Source organism: Paraperibacillus esterisolvens (assembly GCF_046237625.1).
In the GTDB taxonomy this organism is placed as follows: domain Bacteria; phylum Bacillota; class Bacilli; order Bacillales; family DSM-1321; genus Paraperibacillus; species Paraperibacillus esterisolvens.
Genome location: NZ_CP143545.1, coordinates 3,795,365 through 3,817,072 on the forward strand (window position 1 = coordinate 3,795,365; position 21,708 = coordinate 3,817,072).

Annotated in this window: 20 protein-coding genes and 1 riboswitch; of the genes, 2 read left to right on the forward strand and 18 right to left on the reverse strand. The window is 40.7% G+C overall.

Annotated elements, in window-relative coordinates; all coding sequences use genetic code 11:
- Positions 1–42 precede the first annotated feature (42 nt).
- From V1501_RS19195 to secA, 3 genes are all read right to left on the reverse strand, one after another.
- The gene (locus V1501_RS19195; RefSeq protein WP_409290474.1) at positions 43–1,935 is read right to left on the reverse strand and encodes an ABC transporter permease subunit; all 1,893 of its coding nucleotides are present in this window, start codon (positions 1,933–1,935) and stop codon (positions 43–45) included.
- 338 nt (positions 1,936–2,273) lie between these two features.
- A protein-coding gene (gene prfB, locus V1501_RS19200; protein WP_409290475.1) for a peptide chain release factor 2 occupies positions 2,274–3,375 on the reverse strand; the annotation gives its coding sequence in 2 pieces (ribosomal slippage) (positions 2,274–3,302 and positions 3,304–3,375; 1,101 coding nt in all).
- 145 nt (positions 3,376–3,520) lie between these two features.
- The gene (gene secA / locus V1501_RS19205; RefSeq protein WP_409290476.1) at positions 3,521–6,034 is read right to left on the reverse strand and encodes a preprotein translocase subunit SecA; all 2,514 of its coding nucleotides are present in this window, start codon (positions 6,032–6,034) and stop codon (positions 3,521–3,523) included.
- 316 nt (positions 6,035–6,350) lie between these two features.
- On the opposite strand from secA, the gene V1501_RS19210 reads away from it, so the two are divergent.
- Complete coding sequence (locus tag V1501_RS19210) at positions 6,351–6,671, forward strand: helix-turn-helix domain-containing protein (protein ID WP_409290477.1); 321 nt, start codon at positions 6,351–6,353, stop codon at positions 6,669–6,671.
- A gap of 104 nt (positions 6,672–6,775) precedes the next feature.
- Here V1501_RS19210 and sinI read toward each other — a convergent pair whose 3' ends face one another.
- Positions 6,776–6,907 carry a DNA-binding anti-repressor SinI gene (gene sinI, locus V1501_RS19215; protein ID WP_409290478.1) on the reverse strand — a complete coding sequence of 44 codons (132 nt, stop codon included), beginning with the start codon at positions 6,905–6,907 and terminating at the stop codon, positions 6,776–6,778.
- A gap of 28 nt (positions 6,908–6,935) precedes the next feature.
- A riboswitch (cyclic di-GMP riboswitch) is annotated at positions 6,936–7,021 on the reverse strand.
- 202 nt (positions 7,022–7,223) lie between these two features.
- A complete protein-coding gene (locus tag V1501_RS19220) occupies positions 7,224–7,385 on the reverse strand; it encodes a hypothetical protein (RefSeq protein ID WP_409290479.1) in 162 nt (53 codons plus the stop codon).
- Positions 7,386–7,556: 171 nt separating this feature from the next.
- Between V1501_RS19220 and V1501_RS19225 the strand changes: the two genes are divergently transcribed.
- Complete coding sequence (locus V1501_RS19225; protein WP_409290480.1) at positions 7,557–7,964, forward strand: VanZ family protein; 408 nt, start codon at positions 7,557–7,559, stop codon at positions 7,962–7,964.
- A 5-nt stretch (positions 7,965–7,969) separates the two neighbouring features.
- Here V1501_RS19225 and V1501_RS19230 read toward each other — a convergent pair whose 3' ends face one another.
- The 13 genes from V1501_RS19230 to V1501_RS19290 form a co-directional block, all read right to left on the reverse strand.
- Positions 7,970–8,956, reverse strand: a complete 987-nt coding sequence (locus V1501_RS19230) for a nucleotidyltransferase family protein (RefSeq protein ID WP_409290481.1) — start codon at positions 8,954–8,956, stop codon at positions 7,970–7,972.
- A 10-nt stretch (positions 8,957–8,966) separates the two neighbouring features.
- On the reverse strand, positions 8,967–10,766 hold the full coding sequence (locus V1501_RS19235; protein WP_409290482.1) for an ABC transporter ATP-binding protein: 1,800 nt from the start codon (positions 10,764–10,766) through the stop codon (positions 8,967–8,969).
- Positions 10,767–10,773: 7 nt separating this feature from the next.
- Positions 10,774–11,229 carry a hypothetical protein gene (locus V1501_RS19240; RefSeq protein WP_409290483.1) on the reverse strand — a complete coding sequence of 152 codons (456 nt, stop codon included), beginning with the start codon at positions 11,227–11,229 and terminating at the stop codon, positions 10,774–10,776.
- A complete protein-coding gene (locus tag V1501_RS19245; RefSeq protein WP_409290484.1) occupies positions 11,219–11,485 on the reverse strand; it encodes a PqqD family protein in 267 nt (88 codons plus the stop codon). Before V1501_RS19245 ends, V1501_RS19240 begins: the two co-directional genes overlap by 11 nt.
- Complete coding sequence (locus V1501_RS19250; protein ID WP_409290485.1) at positions 11,485–12,267, reverse strand: hypothetical protein; 783 nt, start codon at positions 12,265–12,267, stop codon at positions 11,485–11,487. Before V1501_RS19250 ends, V1501_RS19245 begins: the two co-directional genes overlap by 1 nt.
- A gap of 38 nt (positions 12,268–12,305) precedes the next feature.
- A complete protein-coding gene (locus V1501_RS19255; RefSeq protein ID WP_409290486.1) occupies positions 12,306–12,509 on the reverse strand; it encodes a hypothetical protein in 204 nt (67 codons plus the stop codon).
- Between the two features lie 1,136 nt (positions 12,510–13,645).
- Entirely contained in the window at positions 13,646–14,842 is a 1,197-nt protein-coding gene (locus V1501_RS19260) for an acyltransferase family protein (RefSeq protein WP_409290487.1), read from the reverse strand.
- 920 nt (positions 14,843–15,762) lie between these two features.
- Positions 15,763–17,025 carry an oligosaccharide flippase family protein gene (locus tag V1501_RS19265; RefSeq protein ID WP_409290488.1) on the reverse strand — a complete coding sequence of 421 codons (1,263 nt, stop codon included), beginning with the start codon at positions 17,023–17,025 and terminating at the stop codon, positions 15,763–15,765.
- Between the two features lie 58 nt (positions 17,026–17,083).
- Positions 17,084–18,205 (reverse strand): polysaccharide pyruvyl transferase family protein, encoded by a 1,122-nt coding sequence (locus V1501_RS19270; protein WP_409290489.1) that lies wholly within the window; start codon positions 18,203–18,205, stop codon positions 17,084–17,086.
- 152 nt (positions 18,206–18,357) lie between these two features.
- Positions 18,358–19,386, reverse strand: coding sequence for a glycosyltransferase family 2 protein (locus tag V1501_RS19275; RefSeq protein ID WP_409290490.1), 1,029 nt, complete (start codon positions 19,384–19,386; stop codon positions 18,358–18,360).
- Positions 19,387–19,388: 2 nt separating this feature from the next.
- The gene (locus V1501_RS19280) at positions 19,389–20,591 is read right to left on the reverse strand and encodes a glycosyltransferase (protein ID WP_409290491.1); all 1,203 of its coding nucleotides are present in this window, start codon (positions 20,589–20,591) and stop codon (positions 19,389–19,391) included.
- Positions 20,588–21,340 carry a glycosyltransferase family 32 protein gene (locus tag V1501_RS19285; RefSeq protein ID WP_409293465.1) on the reverse strand — a complete coding sequence of 251 codons (753 nt, stop codon included), beginning with the start codon at positions 21,338–21,340 and terminating at the stop codon, positions 20,588–20,590. Before V1501_RS19285 ends, V1501_RS19280 begins: the two co-directional genes overlap by 4 nt.
- A 6-nt stretch (positions 21,341–21,346) precedes the next feature.
- Positions 21,347–21,691 carry a helix-turn-helix domain-containing protein gene (locus V1501_RS19290; RefSeq protein WP_409290492.1) on the reverse strand — a complete coding sequence of 115 codons (345 nt, stop codon included), beginning with the start codon at positions 21,689–21,691 and terminating at the stop codon, positions 21,347–21,349.
- Between the last annotated feature and the right edge of the window lie 17 nt (positions 21,692–21,708).

A 21,708-nucleotide genomic window follows, 5' to 3' on the forward strand; every position in this document is an offset into this window, starting at 1 on the left:
AAAATTGTCCCCCAATCCTATAATGATGTTCACTGGCACCAATCAGCCGCTGATATCCATATGATTTTTGACCAGCAGAGACAATGATGTTTCAGATGGAACCAGCTGTTGACTGGTCTTTTCCTGCTTTTCTCTGATACGTTTCGGTACAAGAACCCCAACTTTTCTTTGCTGCACTTCTTTGACTCCTTGTACGATAAGCTGCATCGCAATTATACAAAGCATAAAAGCGAGCAGAGCAGGTACGACCAGCCAGTACTTGCCATATCCAATTGCATCCTTAGCATCACTCATAATCCCTGACCACTCGAAAGTTATACTTCGCGGCGGATCAGGAGTTTCACTGACCGAGACAAGGGTTCCTCCGAAAAACAAGTGAAATAGACCAAGGTGTACAAATATGAGCAGAGTTTGTATAAATTGCTGTCCAAATATGATAAACAGCCTCGGGGCAAGGTGAGGAAAGATATGCTTCCAGAGAATATGCCGGTTGTCCCCTCCCAATGTCCTTGCGCTTTCAATATACATTTGGTGAGAAATCAGCCTCATTTCGCTGCCAATCAAGACCGTTGTCAGCGGTATAACGATCAAACTCAATATGACTACCTCTAGTACAATTCGCTCCAATAAGGAGAATTCCCAGCTGCCTCCACCCATATCCCATAAAATAGGCGACAATAAAATAACCGCAATCAAGCTCAACGGTAGAAAGTGTATAGAGTCGACTACTTTATTAATAAATTTCCGCGTCTGGTCCTTTAAATGAAAGGTATATTGAATGGCCAGCATAAACCCCCCTGCCACCCGTAACAGTGCAATAATCAACCCAAATAAAATCGTATATTTGGCACCTACAAACAGCTGATCCCTTATACTCCTGCCTCCTCCATCCGATCCGAACCACATATAAGAGGAAGGGGGGTGAGGGGATGAACTAAATACTTTGCCGTGTCCATCTGTCAATAACACCGCCTTTTTTATCGGAACTTCTTTAAATACTGACCAGCAAATGCTAAATACAAGCAGCCCGAATAAAAAAACAAAGCCAACTGTGAACTTTGGATTAGCCAAATGTATCTTGACGGTATTTCCAGCGCGAAGAAGATGTTCTTTCCAGCTTTCTTCTGGGGAAAAGCTGTCGTTTCTAGAATCAGACCAGATCTTTGCACCATGATAAAGGATAAAGAAAGGTGTAAATATAAATGACAATGAAACAGCAATGAGGATGGGGCTGAAGGATGAGGTTATATAGAATGTTATCCCTTTGCTTACATATAGGACTTCAACCCCTAATAGACCCGCCGCAGCTGCCAATAACAGAGTTCTTGACTTAGCGAGGACATATGGGAGATTAAGCAGAATCCTATGTTTAATTAAAGCCAGAAAAGCAGCTATACTCAGTTTTACGTCTGGCTTTTCCCCCTTCTTTTCCAGGGATAAAAAAATTCCAAGCAGTACGGCAGCCGGGATAATAGACAGAGTCAGCATGGGAAATATGTAAGGTTTGCCGCCCGTGTGCACCCCTAATTTTTGAAGGACAAATATCACTGAGAATCCCGCCAAAAGTCCCGTCAGCCATTGTGAGAAAAAGGTGAAGATTTTTTTCGCAAACTGTCTTGCAATATCAGGCAGCAAAAAAGACAGCCGGGTAAACAAAAGAGCCTGCAGAAGGCCTATTAACAACGAGCTTCCAAGAATAAACATTGAGTATAAGTATGGTTCTTTAATGAAATCTAAAATGGGAAAGGAGGCTTGCTTATAGCTCATGATCCAATTACCTGGATGTATGAATGCAGGGATCAGCTTCAATAATTCCTCGACATAGCCGGTAATATTGAACAGTCCTTTTTCTATAATGACCTTCGGGATCACACTGATCATTAATATTCCGAAAAGACTTCCTGCATAAATCAAAAGTATTCTCACAAACTTCATATTTTACCCCCTGACAATTGGTATCTATATGTATCTATTCCAGACTGGAACAAAGCTGATATATATTAGACGACTGCTGAATGTAAAATGTTTCATTTTTATTTAATTTTTCTTACATTTATGACAAAATATTCCTTCGAAAAGAGGAAGCAATTCCTAATATCGCACATAAATACCTTCAAAATGAAAAAACAGCCGTTTTTCCTTGCTGGCATTTCGGCTGCAGAATCTCAAAGCACCAGGTAAAATGTATATTTCCAGGGGACAATCCTATTTCCCGAAGCTATTTTCCATTAAAAAAGGAAACGGGGCAGAGGCCCGTTTCCCGGATATGCATATTAAGCAAGTTTTGAACGCAGGTAGGCGTCAATGAAGGAGTCGAGGTCTCCGTCCATGACTCCCTGGATGTTGCCGGATTCGTTGCCGGTCCGGTGGTCTTTGACCATGGAGTATGGGTGGAAGACGTAGGAGCGGATCTGGCTGCCCCAGCCGATTTCCTTTTGTTCGCCGCGGATTTCGTCAAGCTCGGCCTGCTGCTGTTCGATTTCACGCTGATAGAGTTTTGCCTTCAGCATTTTCATGGCCTGCTCGCGGTTTTTGATCTGTGAACGCTCAGACTGGCAGGTCACGACAACGCCTGTTGGCGTGTGTGTGATACGGACGGCGGAGTCTGTTGTATTGATATGCTGTCCGCCTGCACCGCTCGCACGGTACGTATCAATCTTTAGATCCTCGGTCCGCACTTCGATTTCGATTTCATTATTGAATTCAGGCATAACCTCACATGACACGAAGGATGTGTGGCGGCGGCCTGAGGAATCAAAAGGAGAAATACGCACAAGGCGGTGAACTCCTTTTTCAGCTTTAAGATAGCCATACGCATTATGGCCTTTGATCAGAAGCGTCACACTCTTGATCCCGGCCTCATCGCCCGGCAGATAATCCAGTGTCTCCACCTTGAAGCCTTTCTTCTCAGCCCAGCGTGTATACATGCGGAGCAGCAAAGAACCCCAGTCCTGGGACTCTGTTCCGCCGGCACCGGGGTGCAGCTCAAGGATGGCATTATTTTTATCATATTCTTCACTAAGCAGCAGCTGCAGCTCAAACTGATTCAGCTGCTCACCAAGCTCTGTCAATTCAGACTCCAGCTCCGCCCGGAGCTCTTCGTCTTCCTCTTCCTTCACAAGCTCAAATGTCAGGTCTAGATTTTCATATGTCTCGAACATTTCGTTGAATTGAACGACCGCATCCTTTAGACCGTTCACTTCATTGATGACTCCCTGGGCTTTCTGCTGGTCGTTCCAGAAGTCGGGATGGGACATTTCATTTTCCAGCTGGGCAATGCGGGCTTCCTTCTCTTCTAAGTCAAAGAGACCCCCTAAAGTCCGCTAATTTCTTAGCTGTTTTCTCAAGCTCGTTACGAATTTCTGATAATTCCATGCCTGACGCACCTCTTTTTTTAAATTAATAATATATAAAGATTCGTTTTATTATAGTAAAAATCTATTATAACGTGTTGGACCGCTTGTTACAAACAGGAAAAAGGCGGTAAACCATGAAAGCTTACCGTCTCCTGCCCTGTTCCTTATTGCAGCTGCCCGTGGCAGTTTTTAAATTTCTTGCCGCTTCCGCATGGACACGGATCGTTGCGCCCGACATCCGCCTTTTTGCGGGAAGGCTGCCGTTTAGAGGTTTCGCTGTCTGTTTTAGGATTAACGGCCTGTCCCTGTGCAACCTCCTGGCGCTCCAGGTTGCTGCGGATCTCGGCCTTCATGATGTATTTCGCCACATCATCCTCAATAGCCGCAATCATGGCGTCAAACAGCGCAAGTCCTTCCTCCTGATACTCGCGGAGCGGATCAATCTGGCCATAGGCACGAAGATGGATTCCCTCGCGGAGCTGTTCCATCGTGTCAATATGATCCATCCATTTGCTGTCGACTGCACGAAGCACGATGACCTTCTCAAACTCGCGCATCTGCTCGTCTGTCAGCTGTTCTTCCTTTTCATCATAGCGGGCCTTGATCTTCTCAAGGATCAGCTCCTGCATTTCCTCAGGATCCATGCCCTTCAGATCGTCCTCGCTAATATCGCCCTCTTGCAGAAGGTTTCCGTTGATATAGTCGATAAGCCCTGTGAAGTTCCATTCCTCTTCATCCTCATGAGGGGAAACAAAGGCCTCGAAGTTCCGGGCAAGGGAAGTCTTGACCATACGCTCAACGATATCACGCAGGTTTTCGCTTTCAAGCACTTCATTCCTCTGTGCATAAATGATTTCACGCTGCTGGCGGAGAACATCATCATACTGAAGCAGCTGCTTACGGGCATCAAAGTTATTGCCCTCAACCCGCTTCTGTGCGGATTCAACCGCTCTTGTGACCATCTTGCTCTGGATTGGCTGGGAATCATCCATGCCGAGGCGCGCCATCAGGTTTTTCATATTATCTGAACCAAAGCGGCGCATCAATTCATCCTCCATGGAAAGATAGAACTGAGTCACACCCGGGTCTCCCTGACGTCCGGAACGTCCGCGGAGCTGGTTATCGATCCGTCTGCTCTCATGGCGTTCTGTACCGACAACTGCAAGGCCGCCGAGTTCCTTCACGCCTTCGCCAAGCTTGATATCCGTACCGCGGCCAGCCATGTTCGTGGCGATGGTCACAGCACCCTGCTCGCCGGCATGAGCGATGATTTCCGCCTCGCGTCCATGATTCTTCGCGTTCAAGACATTATGTTTTACACCTTTTCGAGTCAAAAGAGTAGAAATCAATTCAGATGTTTCAATGGCAACCGTACCGACAAGCACCGGCTGGCCCTTTGCATAGCGTTCTGCGATTTCTTCAACCACCGCATTGAATTTTCCTTCCATTGAAGCATAAATCAAATCGGCGCGGTCATCCCGGACAATGTCGCGGTTCGTCGGGATCGCAATGACCTGCATATTATAGATATTGCGGAATTCCTCTTCCTCTGTCTTCGCTGTACCGGTCATCCCGGAAAGCTTCTCATACATCCGGAAATAGTTCTGGAAGGTGATCGTCGCAAGCGTCATGCTTTCATTCTGGATCTCCACGCCTTCCTTGGCTTCAATCGCCTGGTGGAGTCCGTCGCTGTAGCGGCGCCCCTTCATAAGCCGGCCGGTGAACTGGTCGACAATGACAATTTCCCCGTCCTGAATCACATAATCCACATCAAGCTGCATGCTGTTATGCGCCTTCAAGGCCTGGTTGATATGGTGATTAAGCGTTACATGGGAAATATCGAATAAGTTATCAATGCCAAAGGCACGCTCAGCCTTCGTAATTCCATCCTCCGTCAGCTGCACACCCTTGGTTTTCTCATCATAGTTAAAGTCAACATCCTTTTTCAGGGTGCGGACAAACGCATTCGCCTGGATGTAGAGAACATTCGATTTCTCGGCAGTTCCTGAAATGATCAGCGGCGTCCGCGCCTCATCAATCAGGATGGAATCGACTTCATCAATTACGGCATAATATAGCGGGCGCTGTACTTTCTGTTCGGTGTAGAGCACCATATTGTCGCGCAGATAGTCAAAGCCAAGCTCATTGTTTGTGCTATAGGTAATATCAGCAGCGTATGCTTCCTGCTTTTCTTCCTTCGTCATGCTGTTCAGGTTCAGCCCGACAGACAATCCCAGGAAATTGTACAGCTCGCCCATTTCCGTCGCATCACGGCTGGCCAGGTATTCATTCACCGTTACCACATGCACGCCTTTGCCGGTGATAGCATTCAGATAAACAGGCATCGTGGAAGTAAGGGTCTTACCTTCACCGGTTTTCATCTCGGAAATATTACCGTCATGCAGCGAGACACCGCCCATCAGTTGAACGCGGAATGGATACATCCCAAGCACACGGCGGGAAGCCTCGCGCACAACCGCAAATGCTTCAGGAAGCATACTGTCCAGCTTCTCGCCCTTTTGAAAGCGGCCTTTAAATTCCTCCGTCTTCGCTCGCAGATCAGCATCAGACAGACGCTCCATATCCGATGCCAGTGCTTCTATTTGATCCGCCTGTTTCTCCAGGCGTTTTACTTCGCGTTTATTCTGGTCAAACACTTTATTTAAAATCCCCAGCATGAAAAGCGCTCCTCTTTTATAAAAGTAAATGAGCCCAGGCATTCGGGCACCCATTGATGAATATATATTTAATTAAGAAAGAATTCGCCAAAAAACAGGAAAATCCCTTTACTATACTTCACAAATACTATCTCTAATTTTATCACTTCTGAATCAGTGGTACAACTTAACGCAAAATAAGTCCTTTTTCCCCTATGAAAAAGTCATAAAAGCACTAGGTAATTGGCAAAAATTATAGTAATATAAATTATATAAAAACACATAGTATGCAGCTAATTTTGATTATATATAAATAAAGCCTTCAGGATGTGAGATCATGATAGGAGATCGCGTTAAAAATATTAGAAAAGAAAAAAGAATGTCCATGTCCGAGTTAGCGGAAAAGGCAGGGGTGGCTAAGTCTTACTTGAGCTCGCTGGAGAGGAACCTGCAGACCAATCCCTCCATTCAATTTCTTGAAAAAATATCCGTGGTCCTGGGCGTCCCGGTTGACTCCCTGTTGTTTGACACTCCTTCCAAGGATTCACTCGACAGTGAATGGATGAAAATCATGGCAGAAGCTGTAGACTCTGGTGTGACAAAAGAACAGTTCAGGGAATTCATTGAATTCAATAAGTGGAGACAAAAAAAGGAGTAAAAAAGAAATCTTATTTCAGCGTTCATAAGCCTGAAATAAGATTTTTTTTTGACAAAATAAGAACAGCCATCAGTCTGGCTGTTTTGTATGTATAAATTAATAATCTATTTCTCCCCGCTGGCCGTCTCCTGCAGAAACTCGCGTATTTCCTCTACCTTGATTCCCAAATCCTTTGCCCGTTTAAAGAGCTTAACCCACTCAAGATCCAGTTCCTGCTTAACAGATTCAATAACCAACCGAGTAACCTCCCAATTGCCTATATCCTAAGGCAGTCCAGCCGTCATAGTATTTGCAACCTTAGACCCGTGACTTTGCGCCGCTGCCTTTCAGCAGTTTTGCCATTTATTCTCACATATATAGTGCAAAGTTAATAGTTAACATCATTATAAAGGACACATAAAAAATAATTTGTAGGTTCTTGTCTTATAAATTCAAGATTTTGCCTATTTTTTTGAGGAATTTTTTAGTTTTTAACTAAAAAATCCGTTAAATATCTCACTTTTGATAATTATCAGATAATTTCATGTCTAACTTTCTCGAAAAATAGATAAATTAAACCTTCTTCTTTCTTTCAACCATAATCTTTTCAAAGGCTACAGCATTGAAATGCTTTTGCAGAGAAAGGTCATTGCCGCAATAGGGACAAAGCCACTTTCCCATTTCCGAACAGCTGAAAGAAGGGCGGCTGCACCGGTAGCAATTTTTTCGATACATATGATTTACCTCCAGATATAACTTTTAAATCGCCGCCTCGTTCCTTATACTATGTATTATAGTTCTTTAAAAAGAACATAATGGGAGTGCTTATCCCTTAGAAAATACTGCAATAGCTTTAACCTGATTTCCCGATTAGGAACAGTAGTATAAAAGAAGTGAGCTGATACGATGAGGACTAAATACTTATTACCGACAATTCTCTGCTGCTTATTCATATTTGCGTTAACTGCTTCGAGGTTTGCAACTGGAGAAAGTACATTGGCTTTCATCCAGAATCATATTATGCCCGATTATAATAGTGCGGTGGCGTTAAATGCTTTTTTGCGGAAATCGGCTCATGTTGCTGTCTTTGGAATTCTTGCCATCCTTACTGATTTTCTTTTACGGAGGAAAAGCGCCGTCTCCTGGCTGCTGACTACCCTGTATGCAGCTGCCGATGAAATCCATCAGATGTACATGCCTGGCAGAACCGCTTCAATAATGGATGTCTTACTGGACTCCCTGGCAGCCTTGCTCTTTTTAACAATCTTGCAATTTTTACATCCTCCAAAGGAGAAAAGAGCTGACAGATCCTAATTACATTATCTTTCAGCAGGGGCGTTCATCCAGCTCTTTAATTCCTTTAGACTGTGCCGGGCTGTATCAAAGCTCAGGAATTGATACTCAATAAAATCAAAATAATCCGCCAGCGTTGTTTTTCTGCCTTTTGCAATCAGGTTTTTCCTGAATCTCGACGGTTTTTTATACAAAAACTCCACTCGTTCATCCAGCATGGGGAGTGCGCCATAAACCAGGCTGATGGTCCTCTGCATGCGCCTGAACGTTTTATGCCTGCGGGCATCCTTCATCAGCCTGCTGTATTGAAAGCTGTCTGGCAGTTGAAGGATAAGCACGATAATATCAATGTAATATTTAAGGGAATCCAGGTTATGCCGCCAGCCGTGGAGGCAGATCATATAAAACGTGTGATACAGCGAGAGTTCTTTGATATGCTTGTGACCCTCATAAGCAGCCGCTCCATCCCAGAATTCCCTGATATCAAAACTGGCCGTTTCTTCTATTAATATATCCCAGTGCAGTTCAACATTCAGGGACACGGACTGGTTCATGTCCTTATAAAAGCTAGTATGGAAATGTCCCTGAATATCATTCTCACACTTTTGAAAATCCAATTCTCTCAAGACATCTCCCGCCCTTTGCACATCCTCGGGCCTGATCAGTAAATCAATGTCCGAGGTAAGCCTGGCACCAAGATGCCCCATATATCTTTCAGCAAAGAAAGTCCCTTTTAGCGGAATTACGTCAATTCCTTCCTGTTCAAATCGGTTCAGAATGGACCCGCCCTGGTTTCTGATGAAAAGATTCTGCAGAAGCGCTTCATGAAAGCGCTGCTTAAGCTTCTCCTCAAAATATTCGGGTGCCTGCTTTAGTTTTTTTGATTTCCTCAGCAGGTAATACGTCTGTGGACCCACTCCGGACGCTTCTATGTCTGCGAGCATCCGCTCATAATCCAGCCCCTTCTGAGGCAGGCTGGCTTTTGGATCAAATAATATTTCCAATAGATTCATAAGTCACTCCTTAAATGGATGCAAGCTCCCGTGTTTCTCCATAACTTTTGAAATTGGACTGATACAGCTTCTGGTATATACCTTCCTGGTTAATCAATTGTTCATGCCTGCCCTGCTGGATGATTTTTCCCCCATCCAGGACAAATATCCAGTCAGCATATTTAATCGTAGATAGCCTGTGAGCAATAATCACCGATGTTTTCCCCGCTGTCAGTTCAGCCAGCCCATGCTGAACCTGGTTTTCAGTTTCTGCGTCAAGAGCTGAAGTAGCTTCGTCCAGCAGCAGGATCGGCGCATCCTTCAGCAAGGCCCGGGCAATCGCTATTCTCTGTTTTTGGCCGCCGGAAAGTCTGGCACCCCGTTCCCCCACTTCTGTATCATAGCCATCGGGCAGGGAGGTGATGAAATCATGTATATCAGCCTGGCGTGCAGCATTTATCATTTCCTCTTCCGTAACACCCGGCCTTGCCAGTACGAGGTTTTCTCTTATTGTTCCGGCGAATAAAAAGGTTTCCTGAGAAACGAGTGAAAACATGCTTCTCAAACTCGATACAGTCATATCTTCAATTGATGAGCCGTTAAGCAGGACTCTTCCGTTCTGCGGCTCATAAAATCCCTGCAGAAGATTCAGGATACTGGTTTTACCTGCTCCGCTTGGGCCGACAATGGCCGCGGTCATGCCTCCGGGAATGACAAAATTCAAGTTTTGGAATAGAACCTGCCCTTCTTCATGGCTGAAGGTTACATCCTGAAATTCAATATCTGCGGTATGGGAATCTGGTTTTTCATAGGAAGGCAGCTCTTTCACAGCACCGTCAGTATCCAGGACCCTGCCGATCCTCTCAAGAGCCGTAATCGACCTTTGCAGGGCTGCCCATTGCCCCGCAATCCCTGTCAGGGGATATACAAGATGGCCCACCAGATTTGTAAAAGCCAGCAGGGACCCCACCGACATCTCACCCTTTGAAACATAAAAGGCACCGAGACACAGGCAAAGGATGAAAACAAAGGAATTTACCAGCTGCCCTCCGCTATAAAACCAGCCCTGGACCTTTGCAAACCCCATTTCGAGCTTATACAAGTCTTCACTTTTTGAAGCAAAGTCCTGATAGGTGCTTTTCTCCAGAGTAAATGACCTTATAACCTGAAATCCCTGGAATGTTTCTGACAGAAGGATATTGATCCTCCCCAGTAAATCATTCATCCGGCGGCTTGTGCGCCTGAGCAGGAGGCCAAATACTACGCCGGCAATCATGGCGGCCGGTGATGCCGCCAGACTCCATAGCACAAGTACGGAATTTATTTGATACAGGTAGACGAATACGGCTATATAGATAAGGGGCAGCCTCACCAGTTCTATTAAGTTTGAGCCTATCACTCCATCCACATGGTGGATATCATTTGTGAAATGGGACATCAGGTCTCCTGAAACAAAAGCAGCTGATTTCCCTGCCGGAAGCCTCAATATCCGGCTGAACAGCAGATTTTTTAGATCACGCTTAACCCCATTGGCGGCTGCGGTCTCCAGGCAAATGTTCAAGTAACCGCTGGCCGCACCAAGCAGAATCAAGGCCGCACCTCGCCAGAGCATTCCTCTCAATTCCGCCAGATCCCCCCTTACCGCCGCATCCGTAACATGCCCGTAAAAGGAAGCAAAGGCAATGGTAAAAAAGATATCTGTAAAAAGGAGAAGGGATAAGCCAGCATAATACTTTTTGTTTTTCAGGATCAGTGGTGCGAGCAAATCGTATACCCTTCTAAAATCCTTCATTTTAAAATAGGACCTTAAGTTCCTCAGTCTTAGCTCCATCCTTTAGTCACACCTTTTGGCTGAACCGGTTTTTCTGATATAGGAACCTGCGCAGGATAATAGTCAGCAGAGGATATCCGGTGATAAGCTTTCCCCACAAATTAAATGCGGCACCCGAGGTCCCAAGCTCATTGCCGCTTCTCCTGATTACAGCAAGTCTCCCAATAATCCTGCCCTCAGAAACAGGCTCATCCACAGCGAGATTGGTATCTCCTTTAAATAAAAAAATGTCCTCGTCATCTGTGGAGAGACGCTGGATGAAGCGATGGGCTATAAGCTGGCCCCTCAGCTCAAATAACACAATATGTCCCTTTGAAAGAGAAGCCGGTTCACAGCGGACAAAACGGCAGACATCCCCATTCTTCAATACAGGAAACATGCTAAGTCCGGAAGCTGGAAGCTCAATCCACCCTTCTTTTTTAATAGAAGCTTTTAAAAGCTGGATGATGGATTCATCCAGCATGTTGAATTAACCCGACTCCAGCCAGCTCCTGCAGGAACACTTCGACATCCTTCCTTAGGTGGTGAGCTTCAGCACTGAACATACTACCCAACTCTCGAGACAGGCTTTCTGCCGAATGCGCCTCTTTTAAGAGCGACCAGCAGGCACCTCCCGCTTCGTTCAGCCGGGTAATGGTGAATGTATCAGTATTAAGGATCACCCACTCATCTTCGAGCTGGGCTGCCTCATAGTTTTTTCTTTGAATATATAAACTCATCAGGAAATCAGCCCCCAAAATGTGTTGTTCTTCTGGAAATGAAGCCTGTAGGCCGGTGTGCGGCTGATCACCTGCATCAGGAGGCCCCAAATCTTCTGCGTTTCCTCAGCCTCATGCCTCCAATAAAAAACCTTATCCATCAGCTCAAGCAATGCCTCTGATTTTTTTATCATCACTCTTCTATTCTGCAAAGCCTGATACAGCAGCTGGATGGAATGGAGCGGCACCGGCTCTTTGTCACCAGACCGTTTCTGTTCACTGCGGAACGGAGAATCAAAGACTTTGATTTCCCCTGCGGATACCTTGACGAGCGTAGCTTCATCCGACAGCAGCTCTCTTGGGTAAGAGAGCTTTGCTGCAGTGGACTTGCCGGCGCCGGATTGTCCAGCAAAGATATGGGCTTTTCCTCCCTCAATTACGCAGGAGGAATGGATAAGCAGGCCCCAGTTATGATGGACAATGAAGGAGCTGTACAGAGTCAGCAAAGCATGCTTTAACGCGAGCTCATCATGAACGGCTATTTTTGCCTGACGGTAATCACGGGAAGCAGAAATTAAATAGTCACTTCTCCTAAAAACAATTTCGCTTTCTTCCTTTGTAATCGTTACATCATAATCTTGAAAAGGAATTCCATATCCATCCTCTATCCAGATCGTCATATCAGCTTCCAATGCTACACCGGGTACTCTAAAGAAGTTTTCATGTATCTCTTTTACGAGATTTTTAGATTTGCAGCTGATATGGACTTGATGCTCACCTACCGTAGTAAAGATCTCTAACATGTGTCCTTACTCCTCTAACTGTGAGATAAATGCAGTTATTATTTATTTCTGCCATTTCCCCGTCCCGGGGTACCTGCTCCACCAGGAGGGTTAGGATTGCCAGGCGGAAAATGGATGCCCCCATTTCCAGTTCCAGGGTGATCTTGATTTCCCCGGCCAGGATTCCAGCTCTGGGCAGTTTCAAACTGGACAGGCTGGTGGGATAGTACTTTAGGAATAGCATTCTTACTTACGTTTTTCATTTTCTTTCTTCCCTTCTCGACAATATTCTTTATACAGAACGTTACGCGCACTCTCAAAGTTGTTAATATGATTATAATATATGATTTGTTCTTTTTAAAGAACATTTTAAAGGAGTTATGACCTATTTATTTTTTCCCATAACCGCTCCTTTTCTTCATTCTTAACAAAGAGAACAAATTAACCTATAGGAAAAAAGGAGGAAAAATCGTTTAGGAAGTTTATGTATGGCCTGCCACTTGCTATCCGAGACAGCGGACAGACCTTTTCAGCAATCATTAAGCCCGCAAATGGGGCCAGCCAAACTATCATCTGCATCTTTTCTAATATTTCCGAATAGAGAATGGCCACTCCAGCATCACCAGGACGCCATCGTCACGATAACAAAAAAGGAAGGCGGCTTCCATGATACAGCAATAATCACAGTCATTGACCCAGATACCATAACACCGGAGACTCATAAAGTTATGAAACTATCTTTGATGTCGACCATGACATCGTCGGTTTAAACGTGACACTTCAAGCCTTCGACAACAAATCCGGAGTGAAAGAAAACTTTACCGAATCATCCGTTGCCCATGGATTACATATACCGGCCCATTCAATATTTTTGCTGACATACATCATCGAATACTACAGCGTAGATAAGCCGGCAATATAGAAATTGTAAAATTCCAGGATTTTGAAAACGGAACCTGCTCCTACAGCAGATGAACGGAGGAATAGTATGAAAGAATAGGTTAAGAGTTTGAAGGAATATAAGGAACCCAAGGTTCTCGGGCATGAGGAATTGGAATTTGAGACCGCGGTTTCCGGGAATGGAAATGGGAAATCGGTTTTTGAATGGGATACGGTCAATAATTGCTGGAGGCGGGTTTGGAAGGTGATCGGGCTTTTATTTCCACATGGACGTTTTCTATTACATTGAAACTGCCCTAATTAAGATTCTGTCAGATTGATTTCTTTCTCCTACTTTAACGGACTTCCTTTTTGAGTCAATCTTTATAGTAGATTATACAATTTTGCCTTTGGACCAAAATGAGCTAATAATTGTAAAATCATTATCTTCTAGCTAGCAGTAATATAGAAAGAAGAGGGGAAATAATCATCTCTTCTTTCTATAATTGATACTTTATAATCATGCTGCCTGTTTAGATTTTATTTGGTGATTTATTCTATAAACTAAAAAATTTCGTAAGAGTGTAGTTTTTCTTTCTGTAACAAGTGAAAAATAATATGCCAGCAGGCACATCAACATTACCAAAATTATCTCGATGCTAAATGTTATAACACTTGGATTCATTCTCACAAAACCAAAATACCTACCCAAGCCGTTGAGAAACATTAATATGGGTTGATGAATTAAATATAGGCTAAATGAAAAGCCAGCTAATGTTTTTGATATTTTATCTATTATATTATAATACATTGGTTTATTACTTGTTATCTTATTTGAATTAGTATTTATGAGTACATAAATAAACAATACAAAAGATACAGCTATTGAAATATCTACTGCATGTAATATTATCTTTCCTTCTCCTAGTTTATCTGTATTGGCTAGCGGTCTTAAGAATGTTGAAATTATAAAAAAGAAAAAAGAAGGAATTAGAGCAGACCATTTTTTTCTTAAGGAAAAAGCCGGCATAAACAAAATGACACTGCCTAAAAACCATATAATGAAATAGAAACTTATTTTTAATCCTAGGAAGCCAAAAATACATAAACCCAAAATAAAAGATAAAACTCTAACAATTAACTTAGTGCTCCTCATTGCTGCTAATAGTAAAAGTGGATAAATTAAATAAAACCAGAATTCAATACTCAAGCTCCATAAAGGGTGGTTAGAACCAAACGTAGGGAGGATAATTTCTTGTAAAAATAGTAGATTCCCAAAGAAAGTAAAAATAGATTGATTTGTTGGATTAAGGTGACTATTAAATAGATTTGAAGATAGCCCATCCAGTGTGAAGGTTAACAATAAAGCAGGTAATAAAACAACATACAGTCTAGAAAAACGATTAATTAGATATGAAGCCCAACTCCATTTTCCATCCAAAAAAGACCTTATAATACTTCTGGATATAAAAAGACCACTAAGTACAAAGAAAATCCTTACTGAGGCTCCACCTAGCAGGTTTACCATAAACAAAACCTGAATAATTGAACTTTCATTTGAATAGCTGAACAATAGAGGACTTAAATGTTCCATTACAACTAAGATGGCGGCTAAACCTCTGATCAAGTCTAAATATATTGAAACCTTTCCGTCTAAAAATTTATCCATAATGCGAAAATTCAATATCAAGTTTTCTTTTAGGCTCTGTCTTACCAATTTAACTACCCCATCTCATTTATATTGGGACATTTACGTTAATCATAATCCTATTCATTCCAAATTCCACATCATCCTTTCCCGTTAATGCTTGTTCAAAATCTTATCTGTAAGACTACTACCTAATTAGAATTCTCGGAATGGTATGTCAGCTTGCCACTTTCCCACTGCCTAAAATTTGGGCTTTTCTTCCTTATTCAATAAATCCCTATTACAAGTAGGTAAAATAACAATAATTAGATAAGAAGATACAATACATAGAAGTAGTAACCACAAAAAAATAAATAGTGGTTCTCCATTCAGAGTTGGAAAAGTAGAGTAGAGATCTCCCTCGTCTTTGCGACAGAACAAATTAAGGAGCAGCATTATTAGGATGGCAGCTCCTTTAAGGCATGTTTATCACTTCGTTTTAAGATCTTAAAAGGTTCTAACTGGCCTCCGTGGTAGAAGACTACAGATATAGCCGCTATCCCTCTACAAAGCTGGAGTGTACTAAAATTCTTTCTCCGCCGAATATCATTTGCGTATCATCCCCAATTTCTAAAATAAAGGTGATAAATCTAAATCTATACAAAGCTATTGATTCCACAGAAAAGAGAAAAGCGTACAACTGCTCTCTGACTTATGAATTTTAAAAATAACTATGAGGATAACCCAATAGTTTTATTTTTGATGAATCTTTGGAATAGTCTTTTCAACGGCTCTTTAACTAAATTTTGTTCATACTTATTCATGCCTAAAAACCATATTAAACAAGTGTATATTAATGTATAGACTGTGATCTTAACTATAAATAAAAACCATCCACTGGCTGGTAAATAGTTATTCAATAGTAAACCGGCAGGGACACATATCAAGAGAGACTTACTCAAACTAAAAATGTTCTTCCAAAATAGTGGTATATCTATTGATATTTTTTTTCAATAATATAAATTCATTATTATTATGTTTCCAATTGTAAATGCTATTCCAGTTGCAGCTGCACATCCTATCGCTCCCCATTTTTGAACTAAGAACGTACTTAAAATTAAGTTTAATAATGCTATAACCAAATACAAGTAAGTTTTAAATTTCAGTATATTCATAGCCTGTAAAATAACTCCACCAATACTCTGGATTAATGATAAAATCATGGGAATGAGAATTAGAACAGCCACAATAAATGAATCTTTATATTGCTCACCTACCCATAAATTAAGAAACTCACGGCCATATACGATAAATCCACCCATTAAAAAAGATAAAACTATAAATTGGATCCTGCCTAGCTTTATAAACAAGTTAGATAATGTTGCCATAGGATTCTTCAAACTTGCCATCACTGTAACTCTACTTAAAAAAACATTGGAAATGGCGGTAGCGAAGCCAGAAAAATAGCCTGTAAAAGTTGCACCTACTGTATAAATTGAAATAGCAACAGTACCACTATAAATCCCAAGTAATATTTGATCAGTGGACCAATAAATTTTATCAATAATCATATTAATGAATATAAATGAAGAGAATGTAATAATTTCCTTAAATAAACCATTTTGAAACTTCGTGAATTTAATTTTTACTTTTAAAATCTTAAAACAGTAAAACATATTGGCAAATATATTCAAGATACTAATAGATGTAGTTACAATTGCCATACTTATTGATTCATATCCAAGAAGAAGAAGAGGCAGCATCACTATGGGGTTTAATATAGCAGATAATATTGTAAGCAGTTTTTGAAATATAAATTTCTCATATGCAAGAGATATTACGCTGAAGAAACCGGTTCCTATACCTAATGCAGTACCCATTACCAAAATGACCATGAGTAATTTCAAAGTTTTAAATTCTGAGGGGCTTAAAGTGTCAGCAAAAAATATATGAGAATATAAGACTAGAATAATTCCTACTATTAGCGCTATAAGCCCTAAGATGACATACATTATAAAAAAAGTACCAAAAAGATTTGAACGTGCCTCTTCATCTTTTTTATCAATTTTAGCTGTGTATCTGATTACAGCATTTCCTAGTCCAAAGTTTATTATACTAACAAACCCCACTGCTGCCGATGCCAGACTGAATAATCCATATTGTGATTGACCTAGTAAGTCGAGCATTACTGGTGTATAAATAATTGAAATTACACTATTCAACATAAGTGAAATATAGGACAGGATGGCGCCTGACTTTAATTGGCTTTTCATAATATATCCACCGCTTTAGTTTTAAATTCCCTTTCAAACTAACAGTAATAAAGGGGTTTCACACTCTCTTCAACAGCTTTTGATCTTTAAATAGAAATTCATTTAATTTTTCAAACTGATCCGTTTTATCTAAAAAGGTATTGCTGCTAACTTTATTATTTATGGCTTTTATTAGTGTACTAGCCTCTACTTGAAGGCTTAATTGGTCCATTCGAATTAATAATTTATCTAATTGGAGGTCGGACAACATGTTTTCTGTCTTTGGGCTATATATTATTGGCAAAAGTCCAACTTCTAGTAAAAGCGCAAGAATATTGGCATGAAATCTAGCTGCTATAAGCAAATTAAAAGAAGCTATCAATGATATAGCTTCTTTGAGATTCCCCGTATAGTTAAATACATGTACTTTATTAGATACTGTATTTTTTAGCTGCCCTACCATCTTTCTTATTATATTTAAATCGCCTTCACCTTCACAAAAAGACATTAAATAGCACTCATAACCTCTTTCAACTAATGCCTCGATTGCAGCTATAGTCGTGCTAAAATATTCTTCCTGATAATGAGACAGTCCTTGTTTATGCGTAACATCAATGATGGATAAACCTACCCTATTAAGAACTGGCTTAATGGTCTTAAATTCATCCACATTTAAACCAAATACTATATCCTGTGCATATCTCACCTGATCCAATTCCTTAAAAAGTTGGTACGAATATAAATCTCGAAAACATACATCTTCACACATTAAAAAAAAATGTCGGTAATCTTCTAAGAATCTTTCAGAATGAAACGGCCCAAAATTTGCACCTAAAACATACACAGGCTTAGTTCTCTTTCTAAACTCTGTTACTAAATTAACTCGATCTCTGTATAAGTCTTTATGATAATCTTCTTCTCTGAAAATAGAGCCTCCTATAAAAATTAGTGTATCGTGTTCCTCAGCCACGCGATCATAGTTAGTAATTGAATCACTAATTTTTAGACGCTGGCCAATTTTGTTAATTAGCGTATATTTTCTTTTCTGGACATTCGTATACCCAGAAATAAAATCATTATAATCATTGCCAAGATAATTTATCGTAAATTGAGTATTAGGATACTTGCTTAAGAGAATATCTAAAAATAGATCATCCCCTAAATTAAAATTTAAATAAATATCTACAAATACCTTCTTCATCTAATTCGCTCCTTTCTTATCAATATAATCACTGTATATTGAAGGTTATCACCAACATATATATTTGTACTAATAAATCATTTATTTAGAATCCTCCAGGCTCTGTGCGTCGCAAAAGGCAGCGAATCAATAACAAACATTTTTTCATAAATTCACCTAATCATTCTTCTTGTATTGGCTTTGAGCCTTCTTAGCGAATTCAGGAAAATTCCATAGATAATGCTTGTTTGTGAACGCTTATTTCTTAATAAGTAAATGTAAGGCTTAAAAATCACGTTGCTTGTAGAAAAGTAGCTGCTGTAATTTCTTATATCAGGGTTATTAAGTATCAGTTTTACATTATCAGCAGCTTGTCTAAAGCCAGTGCTTCCTGCTTTTTTGCACTGCTGATCTACAAGTAAAATAACTACATCTTGATATCTTCGGGTTAATATTTTATTTACTTCTTCTGCTTCATTGAGATTTCTTTCTAATAAAGGTCGGATTCTGCGACTTACAGATATAAAGTTTTCCATATATGCTATCGAAATGTTTGAACTTATGCTGCTTTCATTTAATCTATTATAATGATATAAATATTCTTGAATTGCGACAAAACGATTACAATGGGTAATATATTGAAGTACAAAAACTAAATCCTCCGACATAAATATATTCGGGTCAAAAAAGACATGATTTTCTGCAATAATGCTCCTTTTAAAGATCTTCCCCCATAGGACTCCACCTGTGCCTTTACAAACTAAATCAGTAAATTCATTTACATTCACACTGGTAGTGAATTTAAAATCTGTTAGTTTTTTTTGCCCAAATTTCGATATTTCCACATATCCACAACAGGCTAATTCTGAATTTGTGGCAACCAGCTTTTCTACTAACTTTTCAATGTACAGAGAGTTAACAGTGTCATCCGAATCAATAAAAGCAATGTATTCCCCTGTTGATACTCTCAGCCCATTATTCCTTGCTTCAGATGGACCGCTATTTTGTTGATATCTATACTCAATCCTAGAGTCATTGTTTTGATATCTCTTTATTATCTTTTCTGATTTGTCGCATGAACCATCATTAATGATAATAATTTCAAGGTTATCATACGTTTGGTTTATTATGCTTTCTATACAAAGCGGTAGGTACTTTTCGTTATTAAAAACCGGAACAATTATACTGACTTTTGGAAGCAAGATTAAACCTCCTGACATAATTCATACAGTCTGTTTAATTCTTGAATATTTGAATAATTACTATTTTTTGTATTATTGATCAGTGCCTGCCTTAACGTCTTGTTATTTATTAATCTAATGATTTCTTTAGTGATTCCCTCCGGATTTAATTCAGCTATAACTCCATCTACCCCATCTACTATCTGGCTCGACGCTGTAGGATAACTGGTAATAATAACTGGTTTTCCAAGTATTTTAGCTTCGGTCACCGTTACAGCTTTGCCTTCATACCTAGAAGGTTGAACATATAGATCACAAGCTTTTATATATGGATAAGGATTAATCTGTTTACCCAGCAGTATAAACTGATCGCCCACACCAAGGTCATTAATCAGCCTCCGGATTTCACCTTCATCTCCTCCATATCCAACCACATACCAGGCTATATTATCGTGCCCCTTATCTTTTAATATTCTTAGGGCTCTGACAGCCTGATCTATTCCCTTAGCATGTGATAACCTTGCTACAGTGCATAGCTTAAACCGATTATCCTGCATCATCTGATTCTCTACTTTTTCCTTAGCCATTTTTTTAACATAATCAGGTGAATTAATGTTTTCTATGACTGAAACCTTAGCTTCAAGGGGCTTGTACTTTTTCAGGAAGGCTTCCCTGCATGCCTCAGACACTGCCACAATGTCATCAAATTTATTCCACATTTCTAAATCCAACTCTATGTTTGTATCTATTGTTGAGTAATCGGTATGGATCCAGGCAATTTTTTTGCGCGCCTTTACTTTTTCAGCTACAAAATAATGCGGCCATAGATAACTGATGGCAGCATCGTATTCTTCATTTAATTGCGGTAGGTATGGGAGTGCATATTTCCACATCAGCTGCATCTGCAGATAGCCGGAATCACTAAAGTTGCTTGCTTTTGCGAATTGCTTTGCCTTCCATTTAGCGAGCACTCGTGTGTAAGCGATTTTAAAGTTCTTTTCTGCTACTAATTCCTTTACAGATTTTCGGAAGGTTGCGTACTCTGGAATTTCCTTTATTAAATTGGCCTGATTAGAAAGGAATTCCATGAATGCTCCCTGGTGCCTATAAAGCAATAGATTGATATTGTGTCTCTCATAATCCCAGTCATTCAACATATTGAGAAGGCTTCTTTCCACTCCCCCCACTTCCATGTCGAATGTGGCCAGCAAGATTCTGTTCTTCATGATTTCACCTGCACTCTTGATATTGCCTGTCGCAGCCTGTATATATTATTACCGCCTATGATCTTTGCTAGATACGTTTTTCCCGCGCTTTTAAGTTTGGCCTTCGGAGACAGCCAGCTCTTATAAAAATGATGCATCGCATACGTATCATCCGTAATAAACTTCCGGCAGTTAATATAGTCATAGGGAGAAAAGAAAGTCTGCGGATAAAAGGCACCGAGCCCTGGCAGGACCTGCTTTGTGCCGTCCATTCTTATCCCCAGGCTTTTTAAGAGGCTGGTGACCACCGCTACATTTGTGAGTGTATCTTGGGCTCCTCCGTCCAGGATGAAGGATCTTTTCTCATAAGATTCCAGGAACATTTCAATGACTTTATTGCCCTTTTCTGCACCAATCGTACTTGTGGCAATAAAATTTTCCTGTTCAAATCCCCAAAAAGAGTTGTGAAATAAAAGGTCATCAAAGCTTTGGAAAACCTCAACATCTGTATCCAGGTAAATTCCCCCGAAATGGTAAAGAGCATATACTCTTACATAATCGCTGACAAAGGCGAACTTCCCGCTGTTATACGCTTCAATGACATATTGATTGCTTCTAAGATCAAGGCTGGTTTCATTCCATTCCACAATCTCATAATGGGGCAGTACCTGCTTCCAGGTTTGGATGCAGCGCTTGACGATCGGAGGCTTTTCCTTATTCCCGAACCAGCAGTAGTGAATGATTTTTGGTATTTTGTCCAACGCTCTGATCTCTCCTTATTTCTTCACCTTGGTCTTTGCCTGCCATTTAATAAATTCAATTAATGTCTTATATTGGTGGATATTTTCCTTTTCTGCACCGCAGTCCTGTAAATCATGCACAAACTCAATCCATTCTTGATCCAACTCCCGGCACTTTTCTGGTGATTCCTTTATTAGCAAAGTTTTGATGTCTGTGTCCAGTACGGCCGAAATTTTGGTTATGATTTGAATGGAAGGATTTTTATTGATATTTCTTTCAATATTGCTTATATAAGACTTGGAAACTCCGGCTCTGTCAGCAAGCTCGGAAATGGAGAGACCCCGTCTTTTGCGCAATTCGCTTATAGTTTTTCCAATCATAAAATGACCTCATTACT

What these genes read in the sequence shown, in the direction of transcription:
- V1501_RS19230 (WP_409290481.1), bottom strand. Translation starts at nt 8,956, where the DNA reads ATGAATCTATTGGAAATATTATTTGATCCAAAAGCCAGCCTGCCTCAG.
- V1501_RS19270 (WP_409290489.1), bottom strand. Translation starts at nt 18,205, where the DNA reads ATGAAGAAGGTATTTGTAGATATTTATTTAAATTTTAATTTAGGGGAT.
- V1501_RS19195 (WP_409290474.1), bottom strand. Translation starts at nt 1,935, where the DNA reads ATGAAGTTTGTGAGAATACTTTTGATTTATGCAGGAAGTCTTTTCGGA.
- V1501_RS19225 (WP_409290480.1), top strand. Translation starts at nt 7,557, where the DNA reads ATGAGGACTAAATACTTATTACCGACAATTCTCTGCTGCTTATTCATA.
- V1501_RS19255 (WP_409290486.1), bottom strand. Translation starts at nt 12,509, where the DNA reads ATGAAAAACGTAAGTAAGAATGCTATTCCTAAAGTACTATCCCACCAG.
- V1501_RS19210 (WP_409290477.1), top strand. Translation starts at nt 6,351, where the DNA reads ATGATAGGAGATCGCGTTAAAAATATTAGAAAAGAAAAAAGAATGTCC.
- secA (WP_409290476.1), bottom strand. Translation starts at nt 6,034, where the DNA reads ATGCTGGGGATTTTAAATAAAGTGTTTGACCAGAATAAACGCGAAGTA.
- V1501_RS19245 (WP_409290484.1), bottom strand. Translation starts at nt 11,485, where the DNA reads ATGAGTTTATATATTCAAAGAAAAAACTATGAGGCAGCCCAGCTCGAA.
- V1501_RS19235 (WP_409290482.1), bottom strand. Translation starts at nt 10,766, where the DNA reads ATGGAGCTAAGACTGAGGAACTTAAGGTCCTATTTTAAAATGAAGGAT.
- V1501_RS19290 (WP_409290492.1), bottom strand. Translation starts at nt 21,691, where the DNA reads ATGATTGGAAAAACTATAAGCGAATTGCGCAAAAGACGGGGTCTCTCC.
- V1501_RS19240 (WP_409290483.1), bottom strand. Translation starts at nt 11,229, where the DNA reads ATGCTGGATGAATCCATCATCCAGCTTTTAAAAGCTTCTATTAAAAAA.
- V1501_RS19280 (WP_409290491.1), bottom strand. Translation starts at nt 20,591, where the DNA reads ATGAAGAACAGAATCTTGCTGGCCACATTCGACATGGAAGTGGGGGGA.
- V1501_RS19265 (WP_409290488.1), bottom strand. Translation starts at nt 17,025, where the DNA reads ATGAAAAGCCAATTAAAGTCAGGCGCCATCCTGTCCTATATTTCACTT.
- V1501_RS19220 (WP_409290479.1), bottom strand. Translation starts at nt 7,385, where the DNA reads ATGTATCGAAAAAATTGCTACCGGTGCAGCCGCCCTTCTTTCAGCTGT.
- V1501_RS19250 (WP_409290485.1), bottom strand. Translation starts at nt 12,267, where the DNA reads ATGTTAGAGATCTTTACTACGGTAGGTGAGCATCAAGTCCATATCAGC.